This window comes from uncultured Roseobacter sp. (genome assembly GCF_947493125.1).
Taxonomy (GTDB): Bacteria; Pseudomonadota; Alphaproteobacteria; order Rhodobacterales; family Rhodobacteraceae; genus Roseobacter.
Genome location: NZ_CANLQB010000001.1, coordinates 199,407 through 214,193, shown reverse-complemented (window position 1 = coordinate 214,193; position 14,787 = coordinate 199,407). Strand labels below are relative to the sequence as shown.

Annotated in this window: 15 protein-coding genes; 12 read left to right on the top strand and 3 right to left on the bottom strand. The window is 65.1% G+C overall.

Annotation, left to right across the window (positions count from 1 at the left end):
• Positions 1–3: 3 nt before the first annotated feature.
• The gene (locus tag Q1A71_RS01070; RefSeq protein WP_299670790.1) at positions 4–744 is read left to right on the top strand and encodes an SDR family oxidoreductase; all 741 of its coding nucleotides are present in this window, start codon (positions 4–6) and stop codon (positions 742–744) included.
• Positions 704–1,171: a hypothetical protein gene (locus Q1A71_RS01065; RefSeq protein ID WP_299670788.1), complete on the top strand. Its 468-nt coding sequence runs from the start codon at positions 704–706 to the stop codon at positions 1,169–1,171. Before Q1A71_RS01070 ends, Q1A71_RS01065 begins: the two co-directional genes overlap by 41 nt.
• Positions 1,172–1,308: 137 nt before the next feature.
• Here the strand turns inward: Q1A71_RS01065 and Q1A71_RS01060 are convergent, their stop codons facing one another.
• Positions 1,309–1,959: a transglycosylase SLT domain-containing protein gene (locus Q1A71_RS01060; RefSeq protein ID WP_299670786.1), complete on the bottom strand. Its 651-nt coding sequence runs from the start codon at positions 1,957–1,959 to the stop codon at positions 1,309–1,311.
• Between the two features lie 220 nt (positions 1,960–2,179).
• Here Q1A71_RS01060 and Q1A71_RS01055 point away from each other — a divergent pair, with 220 nt between their 5' ends.
• The 4 genes from Q1A71_RS01055 (at position 2,180) to Q1A71_RS01040 (ending at position 6,124) form a co-directional block, all read left to right on the top strand.
• Positions 2,180–3,451 carry a hypothetical protein gene (locus tag Q1A71_RS01055; RefSeq protein WP_299670784.1) on the top strand — a complete coding sequence of 424 codons (1,272 nt, stop codon included), beginning with the start codon at positions 2,180–2,182 and terminating at the stop codon, positions 3,449–3,451.
• A 26-nt stretch (positions 3,452–3,477) separates the two neighbouring features.
• Positions 3,478–3,960, top strand: coding sequence for a hypothetical protein (locus Q1A71_RS01050; protein WP_299670782.1), 483 nt, complete (start codon positions 3,478–3,480; stop codon positions 3,958–3,960).
• 84 nt (positions 3,961–4,044) lie between these two features.
• The gene (gene gatB / locus Q1A71_RS01045; RefSeq protein ID WP_299670780.1) at positions 4,045–5,556 is read left to right on the top strand and encodes an Asp-tRNA(Asn)/Glu-tRNA(Gln) amidotransferase subunit GatB; all 1,512 of its coding nucleotides are present in this window, start codon (positions 4,045–4,047) and stop codon (positions 5,554–5,556) included.
• Positions 5,557–5,695: 139 nt separating this feature from the next.
• Positions 5,696–6,124 (top strand): DUF4177 domain-containing protein, encoded by a 429-nt coding sequence (locus Q1A71_RS01040; RefSeq protein ID WP_299670778.1) that lies wholly within the window; start codon positions 5,696–5,698, stop codon positions 6,122–6,124.
• Positions 6,125–6,133: 9 nt separating this feature from the next.
• Here Q1A71_RS01040 and Q1A71_RS01035 read toward each other — a convergent pair whose 3' ends face one another.
• Entirely contained in the window at positions 6,134–6,391 is a 258-nt protein-coding gene (locus tag Q1A71_RS01035) for a BolA family protein (RefSeq protein ID WP_299670776.1), read from the bottom strand.
• A gap of 74 nt (positions 6,392–6,465) precedes the next feature.
• Here Q1A71_RS01035 and Q1A71_RS01030 point away from each other — a divergent pair, with 74 nt between their 5' ends.
• The 6 genes from Q1A71_RS01030 to Q1A71_RS01005 all read left to right on the top strand — a co-directional run bounded on the left by Q1A71_RS01030 (position 6,466) and on the right by Q1A71_RS01005 (position 13,062).
• The gene (locus Q1A71_RS01030) at positions 6,466–7,092 is read left to right on the top strand and encodes a J domain-containing protein (protein ID WP_299670774.1); all 627 of its coding nucleotides are present in this window, start codon (positions 6,466–6,468) and stop codon (positions 7,090–7,092) included.
• A gap of 125 nt (positions 7,093–7,217) precedes the next feature.
• Positions 7,218–8,204: a cobaltochelatase subunit CobS gene (gene cobS / locus Q1A71_RS01025; protein WP_299670773.1), complete on the top strand. Its 987-nt coding sequence runs from the start codon at positions 7,218–7,220 to the stop codon at positions 8,202–8,204.
• Positions 8,205–8,225: 21 nt separating this feature from the next.
• Positions 8,226–8,927 carry an aspartate/glutamate racemase family protein gene (locus Q1A71_RS01020; RefSeq protein WP_299670771.1) on the top strand — a complete coding sequence of 234 codons (702 nt, stop codon included), beginning with the start codon at positions 8,226–8,228 and terminating at the stop codon, positions 8,925–8,927.
• Positions 8,927–10,804 (top strand): cobaltochelatase subunit CobT, encoded by a 1,878-nt coding sequence (cobT, locus tag Q1A71_RS01015; RefSeq protein WP_299670769.1) that lies wholly within the window; start codon positions 8,927–8,929, stop codon positions 10,802–10,804. Before Q1A71_RS01020 ends, cobT begins: the two co-directional genes overlap by 1 nt.
• 49 nt (positions 10,805–10,853) lie before the next feature.
• Positions 10,854–12,644: an aminopeptidase P family protein gene (locus Q1A71_RS01010; RefSeq protein WP_299670767.1), complete on the top strand. Its 1,791-nt coding sequence runs from the start codon at positions 10,854–10,856 to the stop codon at positions 12,642–12,644.
• A 73-nt stretch (positions 12,645–12,717) separates the two neighbouring features.
• Complete coding sequence (locus tag Q1A71_RS01005) at positions 12,718–13,062, top strand: DUF427 domain-containing protein (protein WP_299670764.1); 345 nt, start codon at positions 12,718–12,720, stop codon at positions 13,060–13,062.
• On the opposite strand, the gene Q1A71_RS01000 is transcribed toward Q1A71_RS01005, so the two are convergent.
• Positions 13,063–14,748, bottom strand: a complete 1,686-nt coding sequence (locus tag Q1A71_RS01000; RefSeq protein WP_299670762.1) for a chloride channel protein — start codon at positions 14,746–14,748, stop codon at positions 13,063–13,065. It abuts the gene before it with no gap.
• Between the last annotated feature and the right edge of the window lie 39 nt (positions 14,749–14,787).

Here is a 14,787-nt window from a genome sequence, read left to right as displayed (position 1 = left end):
CCCATGAAACCCGTTCTGCTCATCACCGGCGGCTCCGCCGGGATTGGTGCCGCCTGCGCGCGCATTGCCGCCAAGGAGGGCTTTGATCTGGCACTGAACTACCGCTCCGACACTGCTGGCGCCGAGACCGTGGCGGATGATTGCCGCGCGGCGGGCGCCAAGGTCATTCTCTGCCAGGGCGACGTGGCCGACCCGGAGGCGATCACCGGCGTCTTCGCCAAGATCGACGCGGAATTCGGCCGCATCGACGCGCTCATCAACAACGCGGGCGTTGTCGACCAGACCGCCAAGCTCACCGATATGGACCACGCCCGCCTGCGCCGCATGTTCGACATCAACGTGATCGGCGCCATGCTCGTCGCCAAGGAAGCAGTGGTCCGCATGCAGGCCCAGGGCGACGGCGGCGCCATCGTCAACATCTCCTCCGCTGCGGCCCGCCTGGGCTCCGGCAACCAATATGTCGACTACGCCGCCTCCAAGGCCGCAATTGACTGTTTTACCAAAGGCTTGTCGGACGAAGTTGCCGCAGACAATATCCGCGTCATGGCGATCCGCCCCGGCCTGATCGAGACCGAGCTGCACGCCAAGGGCGGCGAGCCCGGGCGCGCCGACCGGCTCGCCCATATGGTCCCGATGAAACGCAAGGGCTCCGCCGAGGAGGTCGCCCGCGCCACCCTTTGGCTGCTCTCGGAGGAGGCCAGCTATGTCACCGGCTCGACGCTGGACGTCACGGGTGGCCGCTGAGCCCTTCACCTATCACCGTCAGGGCCGCAGTTGGACCGCGCTCGGCGTGGTGCTCGCCATCTGGGCTCTGCTGATCCTGGCGATCCTCGTCGTGCAGGCCGCGCCCTGGCTCATGGGGATCATCGCGCTCTTCACCCTGCCCGCGCTCTGGGAGGTCTGGGCCAACCCCGCGGCGGGCCTGCAGATGGACGACCATGGCCTGCGCTGGTTCACCGGCAAGCGCGAGGCCACGCTGACATGGGCCGAGGTCGATCACATGCGCCTCGACACCCGGCTCGACTTCTCGGTGCGCGCCACCGCTGTGCTGACCTCCGGGCGCAAGATCCGCCTGCCCTATGAGGCCACGCCGCCCCACGCGGCCTTTGAGGCTGCGTTGCAGGACTTCGGCGTGCGCACGGAGCGACACCATTTCTCGCTGATCGGCTGAGCGACGGGATCGGGCTCGCCCCGTGCCTCCTGGCCTCCTGGCCTCCTGGCCTCCTGGCCTCCTGGCCTCCTGGCCTCGAGAGGGCCCGAACGGACGGGCGGTTTCAACGGGTCCGGCCAGAGATGCAGCCCGACGCCCTACCGGTCCTCACCATGGGTGCGCGGCGGGCGTCTGCGCTGCGGCTTCACCGGGTCCGGGGGCGCCGCGCAATAGGGCTGGGCGCTCACCCAGTTCGCGATATCGCGCCGCTTCGAGGGCACCCGCATCGGCCCCCAGTCCGCGGCCACCCCGCGCCACTTGGTGTCGCGCCCGGCAATCACCCCGTCACGCGGCACCGTCACCGCCATGATACGGATGGCACAGCTCAGATTGTCGCCGCCATTCTTCAGCGCCTCCCCGCTGCCCGCCCGGCAGCCATAGCCCCGGGCCGTGGCCGGCAGGATCTGCAACAGCCCGTACCACCGGCCCCCGCCCCCCACGGCCCAGGGCTTGTAGGTGCTCTCATGCTTGGCGAGCGCCGACATGAACCCGACCCAGAAGGCCTCGCGCCCGGCGCGGCCCGCCACTTCATAATAGGGACACCAGTCGGCAATATCGCCCGGCACCATATCGACGAGCGGGCGCCCGTGGGTCTGCAGCGCCTGCAAGGCCGCGGCGTGCCACAGCCTGTGGTTCTCCATGTGGCTCCACCGCATCCGCGGCAGCGGCTCTCGCGCCTCGGACTGGGCGGCAACGGCAGCGGGCAGGAGGCCCACAAGCGCCGCCATCAGGATCACGATCAGTCTCATCCTGCCTCTATGCGACGGTTTTGCCCTGTCGCGCAACCGACCGGAAATAGACACGGCACGGGTTCGCTCAACCGCCGGGTGAACGCTCCCGCCGAATTCATCCAAACTGCGTCCCATTGTCTCTAGGCAGCGCTGGAATCACCGAGATATCTTCCCGGCAGCGCCATGTTTCAGCCCCAAAGTTTGGCGACCTTCGTCCGTATCAACCTGGACCTTGTGAATGCTGCTGTTGTCTCGCCCCGCCAAACGTGGTTTGGCCTCCGTCCGCCGCTCCCAGCCGCGCCTGCCAGCGCGGGGACGCGATCACGGATCTCGGAGGGCAGCGCACCTTGCCCACCCCGAACACAGGCTGACCATCGCCTGCCCGAGCCCGACCGAAGAAGACACCACCCGCGATCGGCACCAGGCGCGCGGCCAGTTCCTCGCCCGGCAGGAGCGCTGGGAGGATCTGCTGACTGAGATCCGCACCGCCGAGACGGAGCGCCAGAGCACCCCCGCCGCCATGCCGGTGGCCGACCTTCTCAGCTATGGTGCGCGCGCCGATGTGGTCCTCGCCGTCGAACATGCGCTCTTCGACGGGCCGCCGGCCCCGGATGCGCCGCTGCTCAGCGGCATCGAAGCGCTTGAGGCCGTGCTTGCCGAGACCGGGCACGACATGCACCTCAGCGCCATCGTCGCCCAGACGCATGTGGATATCGCCTGGGCCTGGCGCGGCACCGTCCCCGACAGAGAGCTGCCCGCCCGCAACCGCACCGCCGCCACAGCCCATTTCGACCGCACGCGCGATCTGCTCCGCCCGTTCGACGCGCCGCACCACGCTTTGCCGACGCTCGCCCTCGCCAGATGCGCGCTGCATGGCGCAGGCGGCAGCTCTCTCGACCAGATCGCCGACGATTACGCCCGGCTGATCGACCTCGACCCCCACACCCCCGGCCCGATGCGCGCGCTTGGCACCCGCCTGAGCCCCCGCCGGGCCGGCAGCCCTGCGCGGCTTGAGCTCGAAGCCCGCCGCACCGCGGCCCGCACGCAGGACGTCTGGGGCGCCGGCGCCTACGCGTGGGTGATGTTCGATGTGCTGTGCAGTGATGACGACACCTGCGCCCAGCTGGATGTGCAGTTCTTTGTCGACGGGCTGCACGACATCCTCACCCGCAGCCCGCATCAGTACACCGTGAATCTGCTCGCCGCCTATTGCGCCAACATCATCGGCGGCACCCGCACCGGCCATGACGCCGCCGACCAGACCCGCGCCCTGATCGCCGACTGTGCCGACTGGATCGTGCGCACCCATATGACCGAGCTGCACCCGCTGATCTGGGCCCATGCCGCCACCGGGTTCGACAACACCCTGCGGGTCCGGTCCGCACGCGGGTTCGCCGCCGCGGGCCGGGCCGACGCCCTGCGCACCCTCGCCGGCCTCTTCCGGCGCGAGATCGCACAGGGCCACCACATCATTTTCACCGACGACGGCCCCCTGGCCGAAGCGGTCTGACGACAACGGGACGGAAAGGACGCATCATGAGCAACATTCCTGCAGACGCCACCCATTGGGACAGCGGCGATTGGATCGACTGGCACCGCCAGCCGGTGCCCGGCCCCGCCCCCTGCTCCGCCCCGTCCGAGGACCCCCGTGCCCGGCTCTACACGCTGCACATGCGCATGCTGCAATGCGCCCGCGCCTACTTCGAGATGACCGGTTTGCACCTGCCCATCTACGACGGAATCGCCCGCCTCCAGGCCGCCATCGCCTTCGATCTGCCCACAACCGATCCGGTCCTCGGCGAGAGTGACCTCGACCCCGCTCAGATCATCGCGCTGCCACCGCATGTCGGCCACGAGATCGTGACCGTCGATCTCTCCATCCCCTTCAGCTCCCTCATCGTGGTGCGCATCAAAGACGACTTCACCAGCGACGCCCGCATGCTGCCGCGCTGGCGCCTGCCCGACCGCACCGAGGGCACGGTCGAGGTCAGCTGGCGCGGCATGCCGAAAGCGCGCTGACGCCCTCTGCGGCAGGGCTTGCCCCAGACCCTGCGCTGCCCTAAACCCCTCGCACACGCTGACCTGCCTGACGAGGGACCTTTGATGCTGGATCTGACCTACGACACCCCCGCGCCCAAAGTGATTGCGGGCGCCAAGCATGACTGGGAGCTGGTCATCGGCATGGAGGTGCACGCGCAGGTCACCTCACAGGCGAAACTCTTCTCCGCCGCCTCCACCAAATTCGGGGCCGAGCCCAACAACAACGTCTCATTCGTCGATGCGGCGATGCCCGGCATGCTGCCCACGATCAACGAATTTTGCGTGGAACAGGCGGTGCGCACCGGGCTGGGGCTCAAGGCCGAGATCAATCTGGAAAGCGCGTTTGACCGCAAGAACTACTTCTACCCCGACCTGCCGCAGGGCTATCAGATCTCGCAGCTCTACCACCCCATCGTCGGCGAGGGCGAAGTGCTCGTTGAGATGGGTGACGGCACGGCGCGTCTGGTCCGGGTCGAACGCATTCACCTGGAACAGGACGCAGGCAAATCGATCCACGACATGGACCCGAACATGTCCTTCGTCGATCTCAACCGCACCGGCGTGGCCCTCATGGAAATCGTCTCCCGCCCCGACATCCGCGGCCCCGAAGAGGCGGCGGCTTACGTGGTCAAGCTGCGCCAGATCCTGCGCTATCTGGGCACCTGCGACGGCAACATGCAGAACGGCAACCTGCGCGCGGATGTGAACGTCTCGATCTGCCGCCCCGGCGACTATGAGAAATATCAGGCGACGCAGGACTTCAGCCATCTCGGCACCCGCTGCGAGATCAAGAACATGAACTCCATGCGCTTTATCCAGGCCGCCATCGAGGTCGAGGCCCGCCGCCAGATCGCCATCGTCGAGGGTGGCGGCACTGTCGATCAGGAGACCCGCCTCTACGATCCGGACCGCAACGAAACCCGCTCCATGCGCTCCAAGGAAGAGGCGCATGACTACCGCTATTTCCCCGACCCGGACCTCTTGCCGCTGGTGATCGAGCAGGCCTGGGTGGATGAGATCGGCGCCACCCTGCCCGAGCTGCCCGACGCCAAGAAAGCCCGCTTTATCGGTGACTTTGGCCTGAGCGATTATGATGCCTCGGTGCTCACCGCCGATCTGGACAGCGCCGGATACTTCGAAGCTGTGGCACAGGGCCGCGATGGCAAGATGGCCGCGAACTGGGTGATCAACGAACTCTTCGGGCGCCTCAAGAAAGACGACAAAGACATTGCCGACAGCCCGGTGTCCCCGGCTCAACTGGGCGGCGTGATCGACCTCATCGCCTCCGATGCCATCTCCGGCAAGATCGCCAAGGAGCTCTTCGAGATCGTCTACACCGAAGGCGGCGATCCGGCGCAGATCGTCGAGGCGCGCGGCATGAAGCAGGTCACCGACACAGGCGCCATTGAGGCCGCCGTCGACGAGATCATCGCCGCCAACCCAGATCAGGTCGCCAAGGCGCAGGAGAACCCCAAGCTCGCGGGTTGGTTCGTGGGGCAAGTCATGAAAGCCACCGGCGGCAAGGCCAACCCCAAGGCCGTGAACCAGCTCGTTGCGCAAAAGCTGAAAGGTTAACAGCAGCCTGCGGCACAGCGCTCCGCGCACCGACGTAATACCGACGTGATACCGACGCGATACCGACAGCCCACCGACGCCCATTTGCCGCCCTTCGCGGCTTTGGTATAGACAGGGCTTCAAGAGTGGAGACCGGCCCATGCCACAGTACCAGTACCGGGTGATCCCCGCCCCCAACCGCGGTGTGAAGGCCAAGGGGATCAAGTCGCCCGAAGATCGGTTTTCCCACGCGCTGGAAGAGGTCATGAACCAGATGGCCGCCGAGGGTTGGGCCTATCAGCGCGCCGAGACGCTGCCCTCGATAGAACGCGCCGGCCTGACGTCGACCAAGACCGAATGGCGCAACGTGCTGGTCTTCCGCAAAGCCATGGAGGAGGCGGTGCCGGAGCCCGCGTCTGTCGTGGTGCCCGCCGCCGAACACCGCGCCGATCCTCCGATCAGCGCGCCTGCGTCCGACAGCGAAGCGGATCAAACCGCAGAGAGCGGAGCGGCAAACGGCGCCGACACCCCACAGACCGGCCACGAAACGCCACCTTCCAAATTAAATTCAGAAAAATCAGGTGCCTAGCGTCCGCCTCTAGGCGTCTACATCCAGCGCCAGAGCGTGAATCTCCGCGATGAGCTCCGGCCCCAGCGCCGCGTGGATCGCCCGATGCCGCGCCAAGCGGTTCATGTCCTTGAACTCCTCTGCCCGGATCGCCACGTTAAAGTGGCTTTCACCACCCTCCTGATATCCTGCGTGGCCGCGATGGCTTTCGCTGTCATCCACCACCTGCAATTCGCGCGGCGAAAACGCAGCGCGCAACCGGTCCTCAATCTGCTGACGTCTAGACATTTTTTTGCCGATGCCTCTTCCTTCTTTCAACGTGCAGTTTAAACTAAGCGGCCTCGACTCGTATAGGTGCCAATATGTCCAAACCTGATCCTTTCGGCTTCGATATGTCCGTGTCCTCTTCCAAGAAGAAGAACCCGCGCGGTCGGCGTGGCATGTCGGGCGCGTCCGAGACGTCGACGCGGATCTGCGACAAGGACGGCTGCAACGAGCCGGGCAAGTACCGCGCGCCCAAAGCGCCCGACGTGTTGGACGACTATTACTGGTTCTGTCAGGAGCATGTGCGCGAGTATAACCTCAAGTGGAACTTCTTCGACGGCACCACCGAGGCGGAGATGAACGCCCAGATGTCGAAGGATAAGGTGTGGGAACGCGCCACGAAACCGCTGGGCGATCCCGAGGCGCGCGCCTGGGCGCGGCTGGGCATCGAAGACCCGCACCAGGTGCTGGGCGCCAATGCCACGCAGAACCCCGGGCGCGGCGCGCAGGCCGGTCGCCGCCTGCCCCCGACGGAACGCCGCGCGCTGGAAATCCTGGAGGCCAAGGACAGCTGGACCAAGCCCGAAGTGCGCAAGGCTTACAAGGCGCTGATCAAGGTGCTGCACCCCGACATGAACGGTGGCGACCGCAGCCAGGAAGAGCAGCTGCAGGAGGTCGTCTGGGCCTGGGATCAGATCAAGGGCAGCCGCAACTTCAAGGATTGATGGCGTTATCGCTTTTGGGCATCTGGACCGCCCCTTTCCCTTGCGCCTGATCCATATATGTTGCACCAGAGGGGCCGGGCCCGAGGAGGACCCGGTTTTCTTTTTTTTTAGAGAGGTGACACCTCATGGCCGACGGCGCATTGGACATCAACATGAAGCCCACCGAAGAGATTCACGTCCGCGACGTCTTTGGCATCGACAGCGATATGGTCGTGAAAGGCTTCGCCGAGGCCAGCGACCGCGTGCCCGAGCTCGACACCACCTACAAGTTCGATCCAGACACCACGCTCGCCATCCTGGCGGGGTTCCAGCACAACCGCCGCGTGATGATCCAGGGTTATCACGGGACCGGGAAATCGACCCATATCGAACAGGTGGCGTCGCGCCTGAACTGGCCCGCCGTGCGCGTCAACCTGGACAGCCACATCAGCCGGATTGATCTCATCGGCAAGGATGCGATCAAGTTGAAGGATGGAAAACAAGTCACTGATTTTCAAGAAGGTATTTTGCCCTGGGCTCTGCGGAATCCGACTGCGATTGTCTTTGATGAATACGATGCCGGCCGCGCCGATGTGATGTTCGTGATCCAGCGCGTGCTGGAGGTGGACGGCAAGCTGACGCTGCTCGACCAGAACCAGGTCATCGAACCACACCCCTACTTCCGCATCTTCGCCACGGCGAACACTGTGGGCTTGGGCGACACCACAGGTTTGTACCACGGTACCCAACAGATCAACCAGGGCCAGATGGACCGTTGGTCACTGGTGGCCACGCTGAACTACCTCAGCATCGACGCCGAGACCGCGATCGTGCTGTCGAAAAACCCGCATTACAACACCGAGCGCGGCCGCAAGATCGTCAAGCAGATGGTCACCGTGGCCGACCTCACTCGCACGGCCTTCATGAACGGCGATCTCTCGACCGTGATGTCGCCGCGGACGGTCATCGCCTGGGCGCAGAATGCTGAAATTTTCCGCAATGTGGGCTATGCCTTTCGCCTCAGCTTCCTCAACAAATGCGACGAGTTGGAACGGCAGACGGTGGCGGAGTTCTACCAGCGTCTGTTCGATGAGGAGCTGCCGGAGAGCGCGGCGAGCGTCAGCCTCGGCTGATTCAATGCGGGGGCAATCGCCATGCATCTGGGGTTGATCGGAGGTATCGGGCCCGCCGCCACCGTCGCCTACTACCAGCGGCTCGCAGCACGCGTGCGCGATCTCGGCCAGCCGCTCGAGTTGACCATCGTGAATGCGGATGCGGATACGCTGGTGCGCAACAATCTCGCCGATGACCGTCACGCGCAGGCCGAAATCTACCGCGGTCTGATCGACCGGCTCCGCGCGGCAGGTGCCGATTGCGCTGCGATCACATCTCTGGGTGGGCACTTCTGTTTCACCGAGACAGAGGAGATTTCGGCTCTGCCTCTGATCAGCGCAGTGGCGCCGCTCGATTCCAGCTTTGCTGCGCAAGGCTTTGACACAGTTGGGCTTTTGGGGACGGATGTCGTCATGCGTACACAGCTCTACGGCCAGCTCACGCGAACCCACGCAGTTGCTCCGGCGGGCAACCGCGAGGAGGTGGCCCGGACCTATATCGCGATGGCCGTCCGCGGCCATTGCACCGAAGAAGATCGCGCGGTGTTCTTCGACGCGGGCCGCTGCATGGTCGAGGACCAGGGCGCCGAAGCCGTGGTGATGGCGGGCACCGATCTCAACCTTGCATTTGACGGGCACGACCCGGGGTATAAAGTGATCGACGCGTTGGACGTGCATGTGGCGCTGCTGGCCGATCTGGCCGCCGGACGCATCACGCTGGACACCGCGATGAAAGGCAGCTGATGAGCAAACCTTCCGACAATCCGGCCGACGCCTTCAAGAAGGCTCTGGGCGAAGCGACCAAGGTCATGGCCAATGATCCCGAGCTGTCGGTCTCCTATTCGGTGGACCCCGCAGGCATGTCGGGCGACTCCATGCGCCTGCCACAGGTCAGCCGTCGCATGACCCGCGACGAGGTATTGCTGGCCCGCGGCACGGCGGATGCGCTGGCGCTCAACCGGCGCTATCACAACGGCCAGACCCACGCGCGCTACCAGCCGCAGGGCGATATGGCCCGCGATCTCTATGAGGCTATGGAGACGGCACGTTGCGAAGCCATGGGCGCGCGGGACATGCCGGGGACGGCCGGCAACATCGACGCGAAGATCGCCCATGAAGCGATGCGCAAGGGCTATGATCAGGTCACGCAGGCGGCGGATGCGCCGCTGGCGACGGCGGCTGGCTATCTGATCCGCCATCTGGCGACGGGGCGCGACCTTCCCCCGGGCGCGCAGAATGTCATGGAGCTTTGGCAGGGCTTCATCGAGGAGCAATGCGGCGGCACACTGGACACGCTCGACGAGACGCTGAGCGATCAGACCGCCTTTGCCAAACTCGCACGGCAGCTGATCTCCGACCTTGGCTATGGCGATCAGCTCGGCGATGACCCGGATCAGATCGACGAGGATCAGGAAGACGAGGCAGAGGACGGCTCTGAGGACGACGCCGAGCCGGACAGCACCGGGCAGGACGATCAGGACGAGGAAGAAGCCGAAGGCTCGCCGGAGCAGAGCCAGGAAGAGCAGCAGGACGCGAGCCAGGCCCAGGTCTCCATGGACGACATGGCCGATCAGGAGATGGGCGACGAGGCCGAGATGCCCGAGGGCGAGGCGCCGATGGAGCCGCCGGCCCCGCCGCCCGCCTCCGACGCCGATCCAAATTACCTCGTCTACATGTCTGATCACGATGAGGAAATTGGCGCCGAAGAGCTGGCCGAGCCGATTGAGCTGGAACGCTTGCGCGCCTATCTCGACCAGCAGCTCGAACCGCTCAAGGGCGCGGTGAGCCGCCTTGCCAACAAACTGCAACGGAGGTTGCAGGCACAGCAGAACCGCTCGTGGGAATTCGATCTGGAAGAAGGCATGCTGGACGCAGGCCGCCTTGCGCGGGTCGTGGCGAACCCGACCACGCCGCTGTCGTTCAAGGTCGAGAAGGATACCGACTTTCGCGATACGGTCGTGACGCTGCTGCTCGACAACTCCGGCTCCATGCGCGGGCGCCCGATTTCGATTGCGGCGATTTGTGCGGATGTGCTCGCGCGCACGCTGGAACGGTGCAATGTGAAGGTGGAAATCCTCGGCTTCACCACACGCGCGTGGAAGGGTGGCCAGGCACGCGAGGCTTGGCTCAATGACGGGCGCCCGCAGCAACCCGGGCGGCTGAATGACCTGCGGCACATCATCTATAAATCCGCGGATGCCCCATGGCGGCGGACCCGGCCCAATCTCGGGCTGATGATGAAGGAGGGCCTGCTGAAAGAGAACATCGACGGCGAGGCGCTGGAATGGGCGCACCGGCGCATGCTGATGCGCGGCGAGGCCCGGAAGATCCTCATGGTGATCTCGGACGGCGCACCGGTCGATGACAGCACGCTGTCGGTGAACCCGGCGAACTACCTGGAAAAGCATCTGCGCGACGTGATCGCCATGGTCGAGAAACGCCGGGCGGTGGAGCTGCTGGCCATTGGGATCGGCCATGACGTGACGCGGTATTATGACCGCGCGGTGACCATCACCGATGTGGATCAACTCGCCGGCGCCATGACCGAGCAGCTCGCAGCACTGTTCGACAGTGACCCGCGCGCCCGGGCGCGAGTCATGGGAATGAAGCGCGCCAGTTGAGACCGGTCCTCCGGGGGCATATTTTTCGGAACAATGAAGGGGCCCTTCCATGTTTCAATCCTTTGAGGTGACGGCGCGGCCCGAACAGGGACCACCCCGGCTGAAGGCCTTGCGCGAGGTGATGCAGGCCGCGGGACTGGACGGTTTTTTGGTGCCGCGTGCAGATGCGCATCAAGGCGAATACGTCGCACCGCGTGATGAGCGGCTGGCGTGGCTCACCGGTTTTACCGGATCGGCGGGGTTCTGTGCCGTGCTGGCGGATGTGGCCGGTGTTTTCATCGACGGGCGCTACCGCACACAGGTCAAGGCGCAGGTTGCGGATGTCTACACGCCCGTACCCTGGCCCGATGTGGCCCTTGGGGCCTGGCTGCCAGAGCAACTGCCTCAGGGTGGGGTGGTCGGATTTGATCCGTGGTTGCACAGCGCCGGACAGATTGAAACGCTGCGCAAGGCTCTGCGGGAGACAGGTATCGAGATGCGCTCGACAGACAACCTGGTGGATCGCATCTGGAACGATCAGCCGGAGGCGCCTCAGGGACCGGTGAAGGTGCATCCGCTTGAATTTGCTGGCGAAACCCATGAGTCCAAGCGCGCCCGCCTGGCTGATGATCTGCGAGAGGATGGGCAAAGGGCGGCGCTCATCACCTTGCCGGACTCGCTCTGCTGGCTGCTGAACATCCGCGGCTCTGACATTCCGCGCAACCCGGTCGCACAGGGCTTCGCCATCCTGCACGACAGCGGTGCCGTCGATCTGTTCATGGACGACAGCAAACTCATCGAGGTGCGGGAGCATCTGGGCGCCGAGATCCAGATCCGTCCCCCTGACGATTTGATGCCGGTGCTGGCGGACCTCGAGGGTTCGGTGCGCGTGGACCGGGACACGGTGCCGTTTGTCCTGGCTGACCTGCTGGGAGATCGGGCGGATTTCGCCGGGGATCCCTGCGCTTTGCCCAAGGCGCGGAAAAACCCCGCCGAGATCGAAGGAGCGGCCGCCGCGCATCTGCGCGATGGTGCAGCGGTGGTGGAGCTTCTGGCCTGGCTCGATGCACAACCGGGGGGCAGCCTGCGGGAGACCGATGTGGTGACCAAGCTGGAAGCCCTGCGCCGCAGCGACAACGCGCTGCAGGACATCAGCTTCGAGACCATCGCCGGGACCGGGTCGAACGGCGCGATCATGCATTACCGCGTGACGGAAGACACCGACAGCAGGCTGGAAGACGGCCAGCTGATCGTGCTCGACAGCGGCGGTCAGTATCTGGATGGCACCACCGATATCACCCGCACCATCGCCATCGGCACACCGCCAGAGGAGGCCTGCGCGGCTTTCACGCGGGTGCTGCAGGGGATGATCGCGATGAGCCGCCTGCGGTGGCCCGTCGGGCTGGCCGGGCGCGACATCGAAGCCATCGGGCGCATGCCGCTCTGGCTCGCAGGGCAGGACTTCGACCATGGGCTTGGTCACGGGGTCGGTGCCTATCTGAGCGTGCATGAGGGCCCGCAGCGGCTCAGCCGCGTCAGCCATGTGCCGCTGGAGGCCGGTATGATCCTGTCGAATGAGCCTGGGTATTACCGGGAGGGTGCCTTCGGCATTCGGATCGAAAACCTCGTCGTTGCACAGAACGCACCGCCCGAATCCGCCGGCGACGCGCATCGGGAGATGCTCAACTGGCGCACCCTCACATTCGCGCCCATCGACAGGTGCCTGATCGTGGTCGGGATGCTGACCGACGCCGAGCGCGACTGGCTGAACAGCTATCACGCTGAGGTTGCAGAAAAAATCGGCCCACGCCTATCGCCTGCTGCAAAAACATGGTTGGATGCCGCCACTGCGCCCCTGTGATGCCGCTCTGTCGTCATTTTGTCGTTACAGGTGGCGCGGATAGAATGCATCGTCACGAGGGGGAGACGCAGCCATGGCCGATCACATCACCATCCGCAAAGCCGAAGGAACCTGGAGCGTCCGGGCGGGGGGCGCGGTTCTCGGTGAAAGCGCGGAGGCGCTTGAATTGTCGGAGGGCGACTATCCGCCGGTGGTCTACTTTCCCCGCACTGACATCGCGATGGCGTTTCTGGACCGGACCGCCACATCCACACATTGCCCGCACAAGGGGGACGCAAGCTATTTCTCGGTGGTGACCAAGAGCACAACTCTGACGGACGTGGCCTGGTCCTACGAGGACCCCAAAGAGGCTGTTGCACGGATCAAGGACCATCTGGCGTTCTACACCAGTGGCGACGTGACGGTGGAGCAGATCTGATCAGGAGTGCTCTTCGGCGGCGGTGGCGGCTAGCGCGCGGTTGTAGACCTTCAGCGCATCCACGTGGAACAGGGCGCCCTGCAACTCCGGGGGGGCGGCATCGGCGCTGAGCCGCACCACCGGAATGAAGCGCACACCCGTTTCGAAAATCGGCATCGCAGATTCCAGCGTGGCGTTGCTGTCCACATAGACACCTTCGCCGATCATCGCCCAGCAGTCATCCTCCGACGCGGCGCGTGGATGATCCATGGGGCGCATCACCGGCCCCACCCGGAACATCGCCAAAAGATAGGCCTGCGGACCGGCAGCGAGGTGGATGCCACGACGCTCCAATTGCGTCAGAAAGAAGCTGCGGTCCACCAGGCGGGACGACAGCGCCGTCGACATGGACACCGCGACCATGACGGCGAGACCGGTTTGCCAGTCGCCTGTCAGCTCAAAAACGATCAACGTGGTCGAGATCGGCGCACCGAGCACCGCAGCCGCCACGGCCCCCGTGCCCGCCAAGGCGTAAAGCGAGATGGAGCCCGAGACCTCCGGGAAGATGCCCGTCGCGATCAGACCGAAACTCAGCCCCGTCAGCGCGCCCACCATCAGCGAGGGCGAGAAGACCCCGCCGCCCATACGGCCCGCCATAGTGATCGCCACGGCGATGGCCTTCAGAATGGCGAAGATGATGGCCTCGTGCAGCAGCAGCTGGCCATCCATGGCCAGAAACGTGGTCTCATATCCGACGCCGATGATATGCGGGAACCAGATGGCGATTGTGCCCAGCATCGCCCCTGCAATGGCCGGGCGCAGCCAGCGGGGAATGCCGGTTTTCTCCTGCACCCGGTTGCCAAAATCGTCTGCCCAGAAGATTGCGCGCATGAAGGCGACGGCAACGACACCGCACACCAGCCCCAGAAGCAGATACGCGGGCATCTCCTGATAGAACTGAACCTCATTGACCGTGGTAAGACTGAACTCGGTCACGCCGCCGAACTCCAGCCGGTTGATCACCGTGCCCGCCGCACTGGCGATCACAATGGGTGCAAAGGCGTGCACTGCGAAATGTCGGAGCACGACCTCCAGCGCGAAGAGCGCGCCCGCAATCGGAGCGTTGAAACTCGCCGACACGGCGGCGGCCACCGCGCAGCCCAACAGGTCGCGCCCTGTGATCCCATCGGCGTGGATGCGACGATTGACCCAGGTGGAGATCACGGCGGCGAGGTGGACCACCGGGCCTTCCCGCCCGGTCGAGCCTCCGGTGCCAAGCGTAATCATCGAGGCCAGTGCCGAAGCGAGGCCCGCGCGCGTCTCCACGCGCCCGTCGTGCATCGCGGCCCCATGGATCACGTCGGCGACCGACCGTGCGCGCGCATCCTTGGTGAAGATGTGCAGAATGATCCCGACCACGAGGCCGCCGCAGATCGGGATGATCAGCACCAGATACCACGGCAGCGACTCCGCAAAACTGTGCAGCAGGCGGACGTCTTCCGTCCCGTAGAGGTAGGTCTGCAGCGCGTTGACACCCTTGCGGAAGAACAGCGCGGCAAAACCGGCGGCGATGCCGATGGCCAGTGCGATGAACCAGAACTGGATCTGGTTCGGTCCCCGGTGTCGCAACAGCCGCAGCCCGTCCCGGCAGGTGGTCAGCGCAACATCGAGCTGCTGGGAAAGGCGGGATCGCGACGTGCTGGACATTGCTAAAAACTCTGGCTGATCCCTGTCTAGGGCAAGCCG

Bases quoted from the DNA above. Each gene is read 5' to 3' on its own strand.
- Q1A71_RS01030 (WP_299670774.1), top strand. From the start codon at position 6,466: ATGTCCAAACCTGATCCTTTCGGCTTCGATATGTCCGTGTCCTCTTCC.
- Q1A71_RS01040 (WP_299670778.1), top strand. From the start codon at position 5,696: ATGCCACAGTACCAGTACCGGGTGATCCCCGCCCCCAACCGCGGTGTG.
- cobS (WP_299670773.1), top strand. From the start codon at position 7,218: ATGGCCGACGGCGCATTGGACATCAACATGAAGCCCACCGAAGAGATT.
- cobT (WP_299670769.1), top strand. From the start codon at position 8,927: ATGAGCAAACCTTCCGACAATCCGGCCGACGCCTTCAAGAAGGCTCTG.
- Q1A71_RS01005 (WP_299670764.1), top strand. From the start codon at position 12,718: ATGGCCGATCACATCACCATCCGCAAAGCCGAAGGAACCTGGAGCGTC.
- Q1A71_RS01055 (WP_299670784.1), top strand. From the start codon at position 2,180: ATGCTGCTGTTGTCTCGCCCCGCCAAACGTGGTTTGGCCTCCGTCCGC.
- Q1A71_RS01060 (WP_299670786.1), bottom strand. From the start codon at position 1,959: ATGAGACTGATCGTGATCCTGATGGCGGCGCTTGTGGGCCTCCTGCCC.
- Q1A71_RS01035 (WP_299670776.1), bottom strand. From the start codon at position 6,391: ATGTCTAGACGTCAGCAGATTGAGGACCGGTTGCGCGCTGCGTTTTCG.
- Q1A71_RS01000 (WP_299670762.1), bottom strand. From the start codon at position 14,748: ATGTCCAGCACGTCGCGATCCCGCCTTTCCCAGCAGCTCGATGTTGCG.
- Q1A71_RS01070 (WP_299670790.1), top strand. From the start codon at position 4: ATGAAACCCGTTCTGCTCATCACCGGCGGCTCCGCCGGGATTGGTGCC.
- Q1A71_RS01065 (WP_299670788.1), top strand. From the start codon at position 704: ATGTCACCGGCTCGACGCTGGACGTCACGGGTGGCCGCTGAGCCCTTC.
- gatB (WP_299670780.1), top strand. From the start codon at position 4,045: ATGCTGGATCTGACCTACGACACCCCCGCGCCCAAAGTGATTGCGGGC.
- Q1A71_RS01010 (WP_299670767.1), top strand. From the start codon at position 10,854: ATGTTTCAATCCTTTGAGGTGACGGCGCGGCCCGAACAGGGACCACCC.
- Q1A71_RS01020 (WP_299670771.1), top strand. From the start codon at position 8,226: ATGCATCTGGGGTTGATCGGAGGTATCGGGCCCGCCGCCACCGTCGCC.
- Q1A71_RS01050 (WP_299670782.1), top strand. From the start codon at position 3,478: ATGAGCAACATTCCTGCAGACGCCACCCATTGGGACAGCGGCGATTGG.